17 protein-coding genes are annotated in these 17,050 nt (G+C 39.7%); 14 read left to right on the top strand and 3 right to left on the bottom strand.

The window, feature by feature from the left end; all coding sequences use genetic code 11:
- Nucleotides 1-36 precede the first annotated feature (36 nt).
- Nucleotides 37-1,572: a glycine betaine uptake BCCT transporter gene (locus DZB84_RS13450; RefSeq protein WP_116352822.1), complete on the bottom strand. Its 1,536-nt coding sequence runs from the start codon at nt 1,570-1,572 to the stop codon at nt 37-39.
- A 277-nt stretch (nt 1,573-1,849) separates the two neighbouring features.
- On the opposite strand from DZB84_RS13450, the gene DZB84_RS13455 reads away from it, so the two are divergent.
- Complete coding sequence (locus DZB84_RS13455; protein WP_116352776.1) at nt 1,850-4,441, top strand: EAL domain-containing protein; 2,592 nt, start codon at nt 1,850-1,852, stop codon at nt 4,439-4,441.
- A 38-nt stretch (nt 4,442-4,479) separates the two neighbouring features.
- Here the strand turns inward: DZB84_RS13455 and DZB84_RS13460 are convergent, their stop codons facing one another.
- Both DZB84_RS13460 and DZB84_RS13465 read right to left on the bottom strand, forming a co-directional pair.
- Nucleotides 4,480-4,773, bottom strand: coding sequence for a hypothetical protein (locus DZB84_RS13460; RefSeq protein ID WP_116352777.1), 294 nt, complete (start codon nt 4,771-4,773; stop codon nt 4,480-4,482).
- A 71-nt stretch (nt 4,774-4,844) separates the two neighbouring features.
- Nucleotides 4,845-6,074: a benzoate/H(+) symporter BenE family transporter gene (locus DZB84_RS13465; RefSeq protein ID WP_116352778.1), complete on the bottom strand. Its 1,230-nt coding sequence runs from the start codon at nt 6,072-6,074 to the stop codon at nt 4,845-4,847.
- 271 nt (nt 6,075-6,345) lie between these two features.
- Here DZB84_RS13465 and DZB84_RS13470 point away from each other — a divergent pair, with 271 nt between their 5' ends.
- The 13 genes from DZB84_RS13470 (at nt 6,346) to DZB84_RS13525 (ending at nt 17,026) form a co-directional block, all read left to right on the top strand.
- Nucleotides 6,346-7,143, top strand: coding sequence for an enoyl-CoA hydratase/isomerase family protein (locus tag DZB84_RS13470; protein ID WP_116352779.1), 798 nt, complete (start codon nt 6,346-6,348; stop codon nt 7,141-7,143).
- Nucleotides 7,144-7,250: 107 nt separating this feature from the next.
- Nucleotides 7,251-7,700 (top strand): acyl-CoA thioesterase, encoded by a 450-nt coding sequence (locus DZB84_RS13475; RefSeq protein WP_116352780.1) that lies wholly within the window; start codon nt 7,251-7,253, stop codon nt 7,698-7,700.
- A 72-nt stretch (nt 7,701-7,772) separates the two neighbouring features.
- Complete coding sequence (locus DZB84_RS13480; protein ID WP_116352781.1) at nt 7,773-8,645, top strand: PaaX family transcriptional regulator; 873 nt, start codon at nt 7,773-7,775, stop codon at nt 8,643-8,645.
- 12 nt (nt 8,646-8,657) lie between these two features.
- Nucleotides 8,658-9,626 (top strand): MBL fold metallo-hydrolase, encoded by a 969-nt coding sequence (locus DZB84_RS13485; protein WP_116352782.1) that lies wholly within the window; start codon nt 8,658-8,660, stop codon nt 9,624-9,626.
- Between the two features lie 807 nt (nt 9,627-10,433).
- Nucleotides 10,434-11,375: a Phenylacetic acid catabolic protein gene (locus DZB84_RS13490; protein WP_411266265.1), complete on the top strand. Its 942-nt coding sequence runs from the start codon at nt 10,434-10,436 to the stop codon at nt 11,373-11,375.
- Nucleotides 11,376-11,377: 2 nt separating this feature from the next.
- Nucleotides 11,378-11,710 carry a metal-sulfur cluster assembly factor gene (locus tag DZB84_RS13495; protein WP_116352783.1) on the top strand — a complete coding sequence of 111 codons (333 nt, stop codon included), beginning with the start codon at nt 11,378-11,380 and terminating at the stop codon, nt 11,708-11,710.
- Complete coding sequence (locus DZB84_RS13500) at nt 11,707-11,931, top strand: hypothetical protein (RefSeq protein WP_116352784.1); 225 nt, start codon at nt 11,707-11,709, stop codon at nt 11,929-11,931. Before DZB84_RS13495 ends, DZB84_RS13500 begins: the two co-directional genes overlap by 4 nt.
- 5 nt (nt 11,932-11,936) lie before the next feature.
- Nucleotides 11,937-12,566: a Phenylacetic acid catabolic protein gene (locus DZB84_RS13505; RefSeq protein ID WP_116352785.1), complete on the top strand. Its 630-nt coding sequence runs from the start codon at nt 11,937-11,939 to the stop codon at nt 12,564-12,566.
- Nucleotides 12,556-12,720, top strand: a complete 165-nt coding sequence (locus DZB84_RS25715) for a PaaD-like zinc ribbon domain-containing protein (RefSeq protein WP_486187568.1) — start codon at nt 12,556-12,558, stop codon at nt 12,718-12,720. The genes DZB84_RS13505 and DZB84_RS25715 overlap by 11 nt, the downstream gene beginning before the upstream one ends.
- Before the next feature lie 14 nt (nt 12,721-12,734).
- Nucleotides 12,735-13,592 carry a 3-hydroxyacyl-CoA dehydrogenase NAD-binding domain-containing protein gene (locus tag DZB84_RS13510; RefSeq protein ID WP_116352786.1) on the top strand — a complete coding sequence of 286 codons (858 nt, stop codon included), beginning with the start codon at nt 12,735-12,737 and terminating at the stop codon, nt 13,590-13,592.
- Nucleotides 13,582-14,328, top strand: a complete 747-nt coding sequence (locus DZB84_RS13515; protein WP_116352787.1) for a 3-hydroxyacyl-CoA dehydrogenase family protein — start codon at nt 13,582-13,584, stop codon at nt 14,326-14,328. Before DZB84_RS13510 ends, DZB84_RS13515 begins: the two co-directional genes overlap by 11 nt.
- A complete protein-coding gene (locus DZB84_RS13520) occupies nt 14,325-15,524 on the top strand; it encodes a thiolase family protein (protein WP_116352824.1) in 1,200 nt (399 codons plus the stop codon). Before DZB84_RS13515 ends, DZB84_RS13520 begins: the two co-directional genes overlap by 4 nt.
- A 17-nt stretch (nt 15,525-15,541) precedes the next feature.
- A complete protein-coding gene (locus tag DZB84_RS13525; protein WP_116352788.1) occupies nt 15,542-17,026 on the top strand; it encodes an aldehyde dehydrogenase family protein in 1,485 nt (494 codons plus the stop codon).
- Nucleotides 17,027-17,050 lie beyond the last annotated feature (24 nt).

The following is a 17,050-nucleotide window of genomic DNA, read 5'->3' on the forward strand; positions in this document are numbered from 1 at the left end:
AACCGGAATCAAAAGTGATCCCGGTTTTTTAGTCAACTATTGTTGCTGCGGAGTAGCCGTTTTTGTCTTATGTTTTGGTTTCAAATATAAACCAAGTTCCTTCTTCTCTTTTGTTAATGAGCGATACAATGAAATCATCATTAGTACCATTATAATGGAGAATGGAAAAGCTGCTGCAATAAGAGCATTTTGTAAGGCTTGTAAACCACCGCTGTATAATAATATTAAAGCAACGGTTGATTGTAAAATACCCCATGTTAGTTTTACATTGTTTGGCGGTGTGAGTGATCCGTATGTGGTTTGCATCCCTAAAACAAATGTGGCAGAGTCAGCAGACGTAATAAAGAATGTTGCTACAAGGATAATAGCCACCACTGATAAAATAACCGAAAGTGAAGATTCATTAAAGATTGCGAAAAGAACCTCTTCTGTAGCAAATTGGGAAAGGTCAACAATGCCTTCCTTTTGGACTTCTACTGCAGAAGTACCGAATACCGCAAACCATAGAAAGCTTACAAGAGCAGGAAGCAATAAAACTCCTATCATAAATTGTCGAATCGTTCTTCCTTTTGATACACGTGCAATAAAAATTCCTACAAATGGTGACCATGAAATCCACCAAGCCCAGTAGAAAATCGTCCAACCGTTAATCCAAGAGCGGTGTTCCTCATTAAGTGGAGCTATTCGGAAGCTCATGTGAACAATATTTTGTATATATCCGCCAATTGAATCTGTAAACATGTCAAGAATTAGAATTGTAGGACCTGCTACGAACATTAAAATGAGCAGGGCAGCTGCTAAAATCATGTTTGCATTACTTAAATATTTAATACCTTTACTTAATCCCGACCATGCAGACATCATAAATAAGACGGTAACAATCGCAATAATGATGAATTGAACGAAGAAATTATTAGGTATTCCAAGTAGAAAAGAAAGCCCTCCATTGATTTGTGCAGCTCCAAATCCCAATGTGGTAGCAACACCAACAACCGTTGCAAACACAGCTAACACATCAACCAGTGTACCTAGTTTTCCTTCCATAGCTTTTTTTCCTAAGACAGGCTTTAAGGTTGCTGAAATGAGGCCAGGTTCGCCTTTGCGGAAATTAAAATAAGCTAAGGCAAGTGCCACGAGCGCGTATACTCCCCAGGCGTGAATCCCCCAATGGAAAAATGTATAACGCATTGCTTCTTTTTGAGCAGCATCTGTAGCACCTTCTGCTACTGGAGGAGTCAGATAATGGGATAGTGGTTCTGCGGCGCCCCAAAAGATCAGTCCAATTCCCATCCCTGCACTAAACAACATAGCAAACCAGGAGATATTTGAATACTCGGGTTTTTCATCAGGTTTTCCGAGTCGGATTGTGCCAACAGGGCTAAAAATAAGGAAAATACAGAAGATGACTATGATTGTAACTAAGATTAGATAATACCACCCAAAAGCGGAAGTGATAAATGCTTGAATATTACTTGTTACTTCTTCGAAACTTTTTGGTGCCGCAACACCATAGATGACAGCTGCGAGTGTAATTGCAACTGAGATCCAAAAAACATTTGATATTTTTTTCATCATAAAATCCTTTCTTTATCGTGCGTATGTATTCACTATCTTTCCCACTCTCCTAAAAAATTTGCTCTTTTTAGGGTAACAAAGTTTATCATTTTTAGCCAACCATTCGATTTTTTTGTAATCTACTGAATAAAAAGGAAAAGGTGCCCTATTGAATAAGAAAATGCCAAATTATGAGAGAAAATATAGGAATAATCAGTCGAATGTATGATATTATTATCATAATCATAGTGAAAAATGTCGTTTTACATATTTAGGATGAACTAGAGGAGACTTTATGATAGGATTTACGCAATTAAAAGGCAAACTGAATAGCGACATAATCCTATTAGTAGCCCTGATGGGATTGGTCCTGTTCGCCTCTCATTTCAGATTATCACTTTTGTATGGGATTACATTTTCTTTTGCAAGTATTTTTCTATTCCTGATACTACGCATATTTGGCTATTCCGCTGCGATTGTAACAGGGCTGCTTGCAATCTTCTTTACAATCTTTTTTTCAAACAGTCCATTTTATGCCATCTTAATGCTTGTTGAAATCATTTTTGTTGGTGCATTTTTCTTGCGTGGTCGAAAAGCAAAAATGTTTTTCGTTGATGTGTTTTTCTGGTTGTTAATTGGAATAGCACTGTTATTTTTTAGTGGTCGGGAATCATTGTCAGGTACTTCCCTTTACTTTCTAATATGTAAGGATATCACCAACGGATTATTCAATGTATTAGTAGCAGATGTGTTATTGGCCTATTTTCCATTTTATAAATTGGTTAAAAACCGACTAAATAAAAATAACGTATCAATACACCAGTTTTTATCCCAGATCACCATTTTCACCATACTTGTTCCGTTTTTTATAAGTGTTGTTACAAATGCCTTAAATACCTTTGATCTTATAAAAAAGGACTTGAGTGTTGTAGGCGAAACGAGAGTTAATCGCATTGAAAATGAATTTCTCCAATTGGAAAAAAACAATGGTACTGTTGATGTGAATCAAATTGAAGATATTATTTGGCGAAATAAAAATAAAGAGAGTGATATTATCATCTTTGATCATTCGGATCAAATCATCGCTTCGACAGCTATGATGGATTTCGAGTCTCAAAAGTATGAGATTAGGGAGATTTCACCAAGGCTTTATGAGGCCTTGCCAGTTGCTAGAAACGATGCACAGCCGATTACAAGGTGGATGGATGCCTTTTATTTTTATACAAGGGATACAGATTCATTTCGAATCATGCTGCAATTCCCAATTTCCCAATATCAACAACAGCTCTTTAATACTTCACTAGACCAGCTTAAATACTTATTCATTCTAGCATTGTCAGCGATTTTTTTTGTGATGTTCATTAGCCGACTTCTAACGAACAACTTAAGGCAGCTTACAACAATCACGACTGGGTTACCACAAAAGCTTCGTAGCTTAGAAAATATAGAGTGGCCTCAAAGCACGATTTCCGAGCTTCGTGTTTTAAGTAAAAATCTAAAGAAGATGGCGGATAAGCTGAAAGAGCTATTCCAAGAAAGTATCGAAATGAACTTGATTCTACGGGAGCAAACGACAAGGCTGAAGGAATCAGAGGACAAGCTCCATAAGCTTGCCTTTTATGATAGCTTAACTTATTTGCCGAACCGCTATTTTTTCCAAAACTACGTTCGCGAGCAAATCCGTCTTAATGTTGATCATGACATTGCGATTATCTTTATTGACCTTAACCAATTTAAGCAGATCAATGATACATTAGGGCATGATGCAGGTGATATGCTTCTAAAAGCAACTGGGAATAAGCTGAAGAAGCTACAATCAGATAACAGACAGGTGTTCCGACTTGGTGGGGATGAATTTGTGGTAGTACACTCGGTTGAAAAGAAAGAAGAAGTAAATGAAACATTAGACTTAATCGTAAAGGAATTTTCATCCTATTTTACAATTGCCGGCCAAAATCACTACATCACCGCAAGTGTCGGGGTAAGCATGTACCCCGAGGATGGAGAAGACTTGGATACATTAGTGAAATATGCAGATATTGCGATGTATATATCGAAGGAAAAGGGTGGAAACACTGTTCAGTTCTTCGATGAATCGATGAAATATAAATTCCAGGAGCGTCTTATCATTGAGAATTCCTTGCGCACTGCAGTCGATAAAGAAGGGTTTGAACAATTTTATCAGCCTAAAACATTTGCTGGTGAAATTACAAGCATTGAAGCCTTACTTCGTTGGAATGATCCTGTATTAGGCCCCATTTCTCCTGGGGTATTTATTGAAGTGGCAGAGGAAATTGGTCTAATTTCACAAATTGACGAATGGTCCCTTGTTCAGGCATGTAGGCAGAATAAACAATGGCAGCTTGAAGATCTTCTACATGTCCCGATTTCTGTAAATCTTTCGGCAAAGCACTTCCAACAAGATTATCTTGTGTCCATGATTAAGAAGGCTTTGGAGACTTCCGAATTAGATCCAAAATATTTAAAACTTGAAATTACCGAAAGTGTGTTTATTTCGGATCAAATGCAAGTTGCTGAACAGATTCAAAAGCTGAAAGAGCTGGGTGTTCAGATTTCTATTGATGATTTTGGAAAAGGATACTCTTCCTTGTACCAACTATTAAAGCTTCCACTCGATGAAATTAAAATTGATCGAAAATTCATCCATAATATCGATAAAAATGAGAAAAAAGCTTTACTGGTCAAGGCGATTTTTGACATTGCACACGGGCTCAAGCTCAATGTTGTTGCAGAGGGTGTAGAAACGTGGGATGAATGTAGAATGCTTATGGATATGGGCTGTGATGAAATACAAGGCTATTTATTCAGCCGACCGATTAGCAAAGACGATATGGTTGAATTTATTAAGGAAAAGATTCCAGGATAGATAAGGAAAAGGAGGCTCCATTTGGAGCCTCCTTATTTCTATAATGTTATATTTACATCTCCGTTTTCACTAATTTCAACAGTCGTATAGCTTTCAAATGTCGACATTTCGGTGATATCTCGTTTTTCATTACTTGCAAAGCTCTCCATATATCTTTGATACGTTTCGGGGTCCTTTACAATGTGGTAATAATACGTCATTTTTCCGTCGTTATCACTATGCGTCCTTAAGAAAAACCTGTCTTGAAACTCGTTTTTAAACCATTCTCTCGCTTCCATATGATTCGAAAAATCCGGCATGTTTTCATAAATAGATGTTATATCAATATTCATGCTGATTCACCCCTCATGAGATTTTCGGTTGTGATTAGTATGTCCATCTATTTACAACACATCCAAAGTTCTTAAACTCCTGGTTTCAAGTTTTGTTTAGTTTTGATCTGCTTTTCAAAATCATGTCGCTCGATTAAAAGGGAGACTAAGATACTTCCAACAATTGCCCATAATGGCGCACCGATGTTAAAGAAATTGACACCTGACATGCCAATAATAAACGCGAAAAAGGAACCCATTTGGAATTTACTGTCCGAAAAAGCAATCTTCAAGGAGCTTAACAGAACACCAATCATTGCTAAACCTGCAATCGTACTCACAATCACTGCTGGCATCGCAATAACAACGGGAACAACATAAGCTGCAAACACACCAAAGCTAGCAAATAACACACCATTTAGAGCAGAAGCAGCATATCGACCTTCTTTTTTACCTGATTCATCAGAGGCACAAATGGCTGTCATTGGTCCTGCCGTATTAACGGCATGGGCTCCGAAAAAAGAAGCAAAAAATCCAAAAATAGAGCCATAAATAGCCATCGCACTACTTGGCGCCTTAAATCCCTTGGCCATTAAAATTCCAGTCGTTTGTGCATTCTCTGTACAGATAATTAAGATGGCAAGCGGTATAGAAAGGGAAATAATCGCATTCACACTGAACGCTGGCATTTCTAGTTGGGGCAGCACAAACGAACTTTGGACATTTGAAAAATTAAATTCATTTATGACAAGGGCGAGAAGTACAGATACAACTAATGCTGATAGCACAGGCGGTACTTTTTTTGTAAATCGTGAAGATAAAAGATAAACGATGATGGCTGAGCCGGCTAATAGGGGAGAAACTTCAACAGATGTAATCATCTCAATCGCAAACCGCATCATGACACCGACAATCATCCCCATAACAATGGGCACAGGTATCCAATTCATCACTTTATCAATTAATCCGGAAACACCAAGTATAAGAACCATTAGATTTGCAACAAGATAGGCACCAATTGCTTCTGGTAATGAAAAATGCGACAAAGCAGCTGCAACTAACACGGCACCGGCGATTGAATAAGCCCCAGCAATGGGTTGTTTATATTTCAAGGATAAAAATAATCCCAATAAACCACCAAAGAAATACACGGCAAATAACCAACTGATTGTTTGCTCATGGGTTAAACCACCACTTGATGCACCTCCAATAATAATAAGTGCAGGACCTGTACATCCGAAAATGGCTGCGACAATACCAGAGCTTACGGTATTGATAGTTAGATTTTCATTCAGATCTTTGAATCTCCTATTATCCTTCATTGAACCCTCCTTGAATATTCTTAATATTCTTTTTTTAATATGTAATTAGTTCCATAATAACACAGATTTAACATAAAAATTACGTATTTTTTACGAGCGTCTAAAAAACCTCCAAAAAGATAGAATGATTGAGCATTTAAGAGAAAGAAGGTTGTTTTCTTTAAAAAATGAGAAAAATACAGATTTGATAATTTAAAAAAGATTCAGTATATTTGTAATTAATTACGAAAGTTTTAAAAACATAATACATAATTTTGGGAGGTAATAAAGAATGACAACAACAGTAAACGAAACAAAAAACCTAACAGTAAAAAAAGCCAATGGAATCGCAGAAGTCCACATCCATGTTAACAAAACAAATTCCTATGACCTTGACTATTACAAAGAATTAAATGCGGCAATTGATGATATCCGTTTCGACAATGACATTAAAGTTGCAGTACTTATGAGTGACATGCCGAAGTTTTTCTCAGCGGGTGCTAATATCAATTTCTTAAAATCAGCAGAGCCACGCTTTAAAACACAATTTTGCTTATTCTGTAATGAAACTCTAGATAAAATTGCTCGTTCTCCACAAATCTGGATTGCTTGCTTAGAAGGGCATACGGTTGGTGGCGGATTAGAAATGGCTCTTGCATGTGACTTGCGTTTTATGGGAGATCAAGCAGGAAAAATCGGACTTCCAGAAGTTTCTCTAGGTGTATTAGCAGGAACAGGTGGAACTCAACGCCTTGCTCGACAAGTTGGGCACTCTAAAGCTCTTGATCTAAACATCACTGGTGAAACATTAACTCCTCAAGAAGCATTAGCTATTAATCTAGTAGATCGTGTATTTCCACAGGAAGAAACAAGAGCAAAGACATTAGAATATGCACAGAAAATTGCGAGCAGCGCTACTTACGCAACGTCTAACATTAAGCTTTCTATCATGAACGGTAAAGAAATGCCACTTAACGTAGCAATCCGTTACGAAGGGGAGCTTCAAAATCTTTTATTCCGTTCGCAGGATGCCCAGGAAGGCTTAAGTGCATTTATTGAAAAGCGTGAAGCTAACTGGAGTGGAAAATAAATTCAACTAAATCAAAGGCGATATCGGTACTTCCGATATCGCTATTTTAAAATAGCCAAGGCTCGGCGAACTTCCTCGAGCCTTTTTCAACAATAGGAGGATATAGTGTGAGATCAAATGAATTCCAAGTCATCGTTAACTGGGGAGATACCGACAAAGCGGGGATTGTGTACTATCCTAATTACTTCAAATGGTTTGACATCGCGGGACACCAATTTTTTAGAAGTTGTGGATTATCACCAAACACATTAGAAGAAGAAAGACAAATTATCCTTCCAATGCTTGATGCAAGGTGTAGCTTTGAAAAAACATTGTTATATGATGACATTATAACGATTCGAACAGAGGTTGAAGAAATTAAAACAAAAACAATCAAGCTACGGCATGAGGTATATAGAGGAGAAACGAGAACGGGACATGGATATGAGATACGTGGGTGGGTAAAACAAACGCCTGCGGAAATTAAAGCGGTGCCAATACCTGAAGACGTTCGCTCCATTCTACAAGAGGACCTCCACACAAATGAATCAGGAAAAAGACCTCTTTTTAATGCATAATTTCCAAAATCCTCTATAATAAAAATTAACAATATTGAAATATAACAAAAAATTGTAAGTGTGGTGACTTCGATGAAACCTAGATCCTTAATGTTTACATTATATGGTGAATATATTAAATATTATGGAGGAGAAATTTGGGTTGGTAGTTTGATTGAACTCATGAAGCAGTTTGGGGTATCTGAATCGTCAGTGAGGGGGGCGATTTTTCGGATGGTCCAAAATAACCTGCTAGAAGTGAGAAAAGTAGGGAAGAAGAGCTATTACTCCGCAACTTCTCAAGGGAGAGTTGACGAAGGGGTTAGCAGGGTATACGCCACTCAAAATCACATGTGGGATCAAAAGTGGAGAATCCTTACATATTCGTTTCCAGAAGAAAAGCGAGAAATCCGCAATAAGATTCGTAAAGAACTAATTTGGACCGGATTTGGTAACCTCACAAATAGCACACTCGTGACGCCTAATCCCGTTGAGGATCAAGTCAAAGAAATGATCAGAGTGTACGGGATTGAAGAGTATGCGTTTTTATTCACCTCGTCTTCAATTGTAACGCATGACAATCAAAGCATTATCGATATCGGCTGGGACTTAAATATGGTAAGTGATGAGTATCAAACATTCATAGATAAGTTCACGCCTAAATTTGAAGAACTGCGTGAAAAAGCGTTAAACAACACTTTGAAGGATGAGGAATGTTTTATAGAGCGAACTGTACTCGTGCATGAATACCGGAAATTTCTTTTTCAAGATCCAGGTTTTCCAAGGGATCTGCTTCCGGAGGGCTGGATTGGTATAAAGGCTCGAGAACTTTTCTGGAATATTCATCAGCTTTTATCAATCCCTTCTATTCGATACTTTGAGTCTGTTTTTGAGGAAGCGCCAGATAGTGAAATTCAAGTCGAACGTGATAAAGCACTCAATCCATTTGGAGAGATCTACATCTAACCGAGGTGAGCCATGAATATTGAAAAAATTGAGTTTGGTGGCTATCGGATTGGAATCCCAGTTCCATTTCCGATGAAGTATGTTTATTGTTATCTTTTTAAACAGAATGATGGTTATGTCATGATTGATGTAGGATTAAATTATCGGGCTGCAAGAGAAGCGTGGCAAGAGGTTTTTGCTCATCTTGGAATCACGCCACGTGATATCCATACGATTTATCTAACTCATTTTCATCCTGATCACTCCGGACTTTCCGGCTGGATGCAAGAGCAAGCAGGTGCTGAGCTTTATATGAATGAAATAGATGCAAGGATGATCGATCGTGTTTGGGGCGAAGGCAGCAAGCAGGTTGTATTAATGAAAGAAATGGTCCTGCAGCATGGAGTCCCAGAAGACTTAGCAGATGGGATCTCCGAACATATGGAAAAGCTCAGTCAAAATGTACTCCCATTGCCTGTTGCAAAACCCATTAGTGATACGATTGAGTTTGGCGGTAAACAATGGTCCGTGATCCATACCCCTGGTCATAGTGAGGGGCATGTTTGCTTTTTTCAAGAAGAAGAAGGCATCCTAATTGGTGGCGATCATATTCTTGAAAAAATTACACCGAATATTAGTGTTTGGCCAGATGCCAGCCAGCATCCCTTGCATGAATATATAGACTCATTACGTAAAATTAGTAAATATCCGATTAAGAAGATATATTCTGCCCATCACTCACCTGTTCTCAATGTAAATGAACGCATTGACGAGTTAATTCAGCATCATGACGAGCGGCTTGCGTATATCGAAAGCTTGGCAGATGATAAAACGACATATGAGATCGCAAAAATATTGTTTTCCCATAGGGAGCTAAACCCTCATCAATGGCGCTTTGCTATCGCAGAAACCATTGCTCACTTAAACTATCTTGAGCGTGAGGGACGGATTACGAAACAAGATCAGAATCCGATTGTTTATGTAAACAGTCGTCGAAGTTAATCTAGAGCGAGAACCCCGAGGTTGTTATGAAAATAGCAATCTTGGGGTTTTTGTTTGGTTAGATTTAAATTTGATTTTTGTGATGAAGGGGAAAGCGTTGAGTGGTCTGACGTGTAATCCCGTTCATGGGGTGGATGAAGAGGAAAACTGTGAGGAGTATCATAGGTAATCCTCTTCATAGGGTGGATGAAGAGGAAAGCTGTTAGGAAACTCGGGCGCAATCCGGTTCATTTTTTGTATGAAGTCCCGAACGCCCCAGCACTACACGCGAAAAGGTCCTCATAACCCCGATGAAGTCCCGAACGCCCCAGCACCACGCGCGAAAAGGTCTTCATAACCCCGATGAAGTCCCGAACGGCCCCAGCACCACGCGCGAAAAGGTCTTCATAACCCCGATGAAGTCCCGAACGCCCCAGCACCACGCGCGAAAAGGTCTTCATAACCCCGATGAAGTCCCGAACGGACCTACACTACACGCGAAAAGGTCTTCATAACCCCGATGAAGTGCCGAACGCTCCAGCACCACGCGCGAAAAGATCTTCATAACCCCGATGAAGTCCTAAACGCCTGAGGCCCAAGCACGAAAAGTCCTTCACACCTCCAATCGAACCAGCACCACATGCATTCCTCTAAAAACCAAAACCCCAACAACCCCAGTATTTACACCACCTCCCTAACCCATCCATTATGATTTTAAAATTAACGTCTAAAAAACAACATAAACGTATTGACAAACAATTTATAATATTCTATATTACATATTATAAACGATGGTTTAAAAAACGTAATACAAAGAGGTGTTCATGGATGAGTATAAAGGAAGCTGAGGTATTACTGGAAAAGGTACAAAATGGATTTATAGTAGAACGCATGGAGGATATGAATGACGAATATTTGAAGGCACTGAAACAAACGCTTGCGATTGTTGGAGATACAGAACTTCTTAGCGTCCCACCACTATTAACAGTCTACAATCAAGCCCCAAATTTAAACTATAAAATTACCGCTCTAGCAGTGATGCAAGATGAAATCGGTCATGCTCATATCGCATATCGCTTGCTGGAAGACCTCGGTGAAGATGTTGATGAGATGCTTTATCGCCGTCCGGCAAACCGATGGAAAAATCCATATGCTTTTGATTTTAAATTAGACAACTGGGTTGAATTAGGAGTCTTTAACGGATTGTTTGACCGATCTGGATATACGCTTTTGGGTGATGCGTATGAACATACTTCCTATGGACCTTGGAAGCGTGCACTCGTAAAGGTTGATAAAGAAGAGTTGTTCCACCTCCGAAACGGGGAAATCATTATGAGAAATGCGATGAAGAAGCCGGAAACTGCAAAGCAAGTACAAGATGCTGTGGATTGGATGTTCTTAATGGCACTTGAATTTTTCGGTGTTGCCGATAATCTTAAAAGCCGTTCGGCACAATTGGATTATCGCTTAAAAGGCCGAAGTAATGACGAATTAAGACAAAAGTGGTTATCGACAGCTGTTCCATTCTGCGAATCGATTGGAATCAAGGTTCCAGCTTACTACGATGAGGAGCAAGGTAAATATGTCATTGATGTACCATTCCCATGTAAATTTGATGCAGAAAATAAAAAATGGTTAACAGACCAGCCTGACACATGGGAAGGAGCAATCGAACGTTTTAAGCAAAGAGGTCCTCAAAATAAAGAGTTTGTTGCTCGAATCCAAAAGGGAGTTTGGGAGTTAGAACAAATGAGAGCAGAGGAGGCATAAACATGAGTGGAATTACCCAAAGCGAACAAGCAACTACTAAGTACTGGGATGCTCTTAAAGAAGTGATGGATCCAGAGTTTCCAATCAGTGTTGTAGATATGGGTTTAATCTATAACATCACCCAACATGGAAACGACTTAGAGGTTGAAATGACGTATACCTCCACCGGATGTGCTTGTATGCAGTGGATTGAAAACGATATCAAAGAGCGTTTGCTAAAGGAAGAAGAGGTTAAAGATGTGAAGATACAGGTTGTATGGGATCCACCTTGGACAACGGCAAACCTAAGTGAAGAAGGAAAGAAAAAGTTAAAGCACTGGGGGGTAAGTTCATGACAGTAGAAGTAGCGACGAAACATGATTACCTTCTTCTCACTCGAATCAATCGTGGAGATGAACTTATTCATGTGGGGACATTCAAAGCAGTTAATGATGACTTAGCAAAAATTTACGCGCAGCATATTTACGATGAAGAAGACTGGGTTGAAATGTATGTGGTGAAAAAAGAAAACCTTGTTTGTGTTCGAAGCCCAGAACCATTATTTGCAAAGGAGTGAGAAAGGTGACTAATGAACATATCTCGTTAATAGAACTAGGTGAAACCATTGCAGATAATAAATTTGTTTTAGGTGACCGCTTAGTCGAAATTGGTATCAGCGGCCCTACATTAGAAGGAACACTTTCTTCAATCGCAATGGCACAGCAGGAACTAGGTCATTCTAGACTTCTCTATCGATGGGTTTCTGACCTAACAGGTGTGAAGGCGGAAGTGAAGGACCAAACAGGAAAGGCGTTTCAACAGAATGTAAAGATTGGGAACTGGATTGAACTCATTGCCGGGCTTTACGTCACAAATGTTGCAGTAGATTTAGTTATGAAGGCGATGATTGAAGCAAATAACCCGAATGTCAACCCACCTTTTACAAAAATGCTAAAGGAGCAGCAGGAGCATCTCATCTACTCAGAGAACTGGTGTGAACAACTTTTACTTGATAAAGGTTCGATTCCGCGAAGATGCCGAGAAGCAATTGATAAAACGGCTCAGGAAGCTAAGGAATGGTTAATTAAAGTAGAAAATGACATGTATCTCGTCACTGAAAACATTATTCAAAAGGATGCGAGATTAGTAGAACAATTCAATGCAACCATTCAAGAAATATCAAGGGAAGCGGCGAAGCAAAATGTCGGCTAGTAAAGAGAACGTCCAATGTTCATTTTGCTCATCTAATGATGTAAAAAAGATTTCATCCTTTGGTACAGCCCAATTAGTTCGCCAATACTATTGTAACGAATGTAAAAGCGTATTCGAATACATTCGATGGCAAAAGGAAGACGCGGCAAAGTAAAAGGGGTCGAAAACATGCAAATAAAAAAGATAGGTGTTATAGGTTCTGGAACCATGGGGGCAGGGATCGCTCAGCTACTTGTTCAAAATGGATACCCTGTCATGCTCTTTGATATTGATGAAGAAACGGTGGCCCGTGCAAAAGAATCAATAGAAACAAAGCTTGATAGATTAGTTGTCAAAGAAAAAATAAGCCTGAGCACCTCAGAACAAGCAAAAAGGAATTTGGCTACCACAACGGATATGACCTCATTTGCCGACTGCCAATTGGTGATTGAGGCAGCGCCGGAAAAGCTGGAAATTAAACGTTCTATATTTTCACAACTGGAAGAAATCTGTACGAAAGATTCGATTTTGGCGTCGAATACTTCCTCACTTTCGATTACAGAAATCTCTGGACAAAGCGCAAATCCAGAACGAATCGTCGGCTTACACTTTTTTAACCCGGCACCAATTATGCCACTTGTAGAAGTCGTAAAGGGCTTAAAAACAGCTTCCTCAACTGTTGAAACCCTAGTGGAATTTGCCAAAACGATACGTAAAAGTCCTGTAATGTGTAAAGATACACCAGGTTTTATTGTGAATCGAGTGGCACGACCATTTTACAATGAAGCTTTACGAATTATGAATGATAAAATCGCTTCGGTCGAACAAATTGATCGAATTATGAAACGCGCTGGGAACTTTAAAATGGGTCCTTTTGAATTACAGGATTTGATCGGGATTGATATTAATTTCGCAACAACCAAATCGGTTTATGAAGGATTTCACGGAGAAAGTAGATTCCGTCCTCATTATTATCAGGAGCGAATGGTTCAATCAGGTAGCTTAGGAAGAAAAACAAAAGGAGGGTTCTTCGAATATGACAACTAAAACAATCGTCATTGTAGGGGATAACTTACTCGCAAAAGAACTCTCCCATTCTTTTCAAGAAATCGAGCAGATTCGTTTGGTGGATCCAAAACTATTGGATGAACAAGTGGATGTTGTGATTGAAACGACCAACCTTGATAAGGGTGAAAAGAAACGTAGAATTCAAGAGATTGAAGCAAGTGTTTCATCTACCACTTTAATTTTATCCACTACTCTTGGTGTGACAGCCACTGAGGTTGCCTCGTGGCTGAACAACCCTGATAGAGTAGTAGGGTTTGGGGCATTTGCGAATTTTAAAGAAGGTAATCTAATTGAAGTGGCAATGCCCTTACAGGCTGACCCAAGATATGTTCATGCAGTTGCAGACATTTTTTCATTGATTAATCAAGACGTTGAACTTGTGGAGGACGAAGTAGGCTTTGTGTTCCCACGAATTTTATCAATGATTGTCAATGAGGCGGCTTATGCATTAACAGAGCAGACTGCAGAGGCGGAAGCCATTGATGTCGCGATGAAAAAAGGCACCAATTATCCAAAGGGTCCGCTTGAGTGGGCAGAGAGAATTGGGCTAGATGACATATATGCCGTATTAAGTGGATTATATCGAGAATTAGGGGAAGAGCGTTATCGACCAGCCCCACTTATTCGTAAACTTGTGTACGCAGGGTGGATTGGTGGAGAAACCGATAAATGCTTTTATCATTATCAAAACCGAAACAAGGAGCTTTCAATATGAGAGAAGCTGTCATCATTGACGCTGTTCGGACACCGATTGGGAAACTAAACGGTTCACTCACAAGTGTACGACCAGATGATCTTGCAGGACATGTCATTAAACAGCTTATGGCTCGCGTAGACCTTGATCCGTCATTAATCGAAGATGTGTTTTTCGGGTGTGCGAACCAGGCTGGGGAAGATAATCGAAATGTGGCGAGAATGGGCTTGCTTCTTGCTGGACTCCCTGTTTCCATTCCAGGGGTAACGGTTAATCGCCTTTGCGGATCTGGGCTAGAGGCAGTAAATCAGGCGGCAGCTGCGATTAAGTCAGGTTTAGGGGACGTCTTCATTGCAGGAGGAACCGAAAGTATGACCCGTGCACCTTACGTTATGATGAAACCCTATGTGACAAATGCGAAAGGGAACCAAACCTTACATGACACGATGTTAGGCTGGCGATTGATCAATCCTGTGATGAATGAAATGTATCCTCCTATTAATCTAGGAGAAACCGCAGAAAATGTTGCAGAAAAGTATGGGATTTCAAGAGCAGAACAGGATGAACTTGCCATTTTAAGTCAGCAAAGGGCAGCAACAGCGATTCAAAGTGGAAGATTTAATGATGAGATTGTGCCAATTGAAATTCCACAGCGAAAAGGAGAACCGCTTCTTTTCAAAGAGGATGAGCATGCACGACCTGAAACGACATTGGAAACACTCGCGAAGCTAAGACCTGTTTTTCGGAAAGATGGAACTGTAACCGCAGGGAATTCATCGGGGATCAATGATGGTTCAAGTGCTATTCTCGTCATGGAAGAAGAACTCGCCAAAAAGCTTGGATTGAAACCAATTGCAAGAGTTGTTACTTCTGCTGTTAGCGGAGTCCACCCAGACTATATGGGAATTGGTCCAGTTCCAGCAACTAGAAAAGCATTGCAAAGAGCGGGTCTAACCGTTAAGGATTTAGATTTAGTCGAAATAAATGAAGCTTTTGCAGCACAATCTGTTGCATGTATAAAAGAACTAGAGCTTGATATGGCTAAAGTGAATGTCAATGGTGGTGCGATTGCATTAGGGCATCCACTAGGGTGTAGCGGTTCACGAATTGTTACAACACTTGTTCATGAGATGCAAAAACGTGATGTGCGATATGGTTTAGCAACCATGTGCATCGGCGTTGGCCAAGGAATCGCAACGATTATCGAGAAAATGTAGGGAGTGAAACAACATCTATGGTGCAATTAAAAGAGACGTACCAACTATTGATTAATGGAGAATACTCAAATAGTAGCAACAATGAATTTTTTGAAACCTATAACCCTGCAACTGGTGAGGTTTTAGCGAGAGTGGCAAAGGCAACGAAGGAGGATGTGGATCGTGCTGTTGACGCAGCTAGGAACGCATTTGAAAATGGGAAATGGCCGAAGATGCCTCAAGCTAGAAGAGCAAAAGTTTTAAATAAAATTGCCGACATCATGCGTGAACGCTTCAATGATTTGGTCGAAGCTGAAGTATTAAATAGTGGAAAAACGGTTGCGGCTGCAAAGGGCCAAATAGGTCAGGCAATTGAAGACTTTGAATTTTACGCGGGAGCCATTACAACCTTTGGCGGGCGTACCAACCCAGTTCCGAATGGATTTTTTAACTATACCGTAAAAGAACCAGTTGGAGTTTGTGCACAAATTATTCCGTGGAACTATCCATTAATGATGGCTGCATGGAAAATTGCACCTGCCATCGCAGCGGGATGTCCGGTTATCTTAAAGCCAGCATCACATACGCCGATTACCGCTTATATGCTTGCAGATATTTGTCATGAGGCAGGCGTTCCAGCCGGTGTAGTGAATGTCATTACAGGAAGTGGCTCTGTTATTGGTCCATACTTAACGACTCATCCTGGTGTTGATAAAGTTGCTTTTACAGGTGAAACGGAAACAGGAAAAGATATTATGGCGAAAGCTTCAACCAACTTAAAGCGAGTTACTTTAGAGCTAGGTGGGAAGTCTCCTAATATCGTTTTTGATGACGCAGACATTGAAGGTGCTGTTGTAGGGTCTATTTATGGAATTTTCTATAACACGGGTCAATCCTGTGAAGCTCGTTCCAGGTTATTCGTACATGAAGCCATATATGATGAATTTGTCGAGAAATTTATTGAAAAGGCTAAAAAGCTAAAGGTCGGCGATCCATTCGATAAGGAAACTCATATGGGAGCCCTGATTTCTAAGGAACATGAAGAAGTTGTCGATGGCTATGTAAAGCTTGCTATTGAAGAAGGCGGAGAAATTCTTTATGGAGGAATAAGACCTGAAGGCAGCGAATTTGATAAAGGGTACTGGTATTTGCCAACCGTTATCGGAAATGTCACGAATGATATGAGAATTGCGCAAGAAGAGGTCTTCGGTCCAGTCGTTGTAATCATGAAATTTAAAGATGAAGACGAGGTACTCAAATTATCCAATGATTCCATTTTTGGACTTGGTTCAGCCGTGTGGACAAAAGATCATGGAAGAGCACACCGAATAGCAGAAGGTCTTCGTGCAGGTATCGTCATGGTCAACTGCCCAATTTCAGCATTTCCAGGAACACCATTTGGTGGATATAAGCAATCAGGATTTGGAAGAGAGCTAAGTGTTGAAACACTTGATCTTTACAGTGAAACAAAGAGTGTTGTCTCTTATAACGGAGAACGTCCACTAAACATTTTCAGAATATAGTTTATTTAAGTAATTTTCAAATAA

The organism is Bacillus sp. HNG (assembly GCF_003400205.1).
GTDB lineage: Bacteria > Bacillota > Bacilli > Bacillales > Bacillaceae_L > Ferdinandcohnia.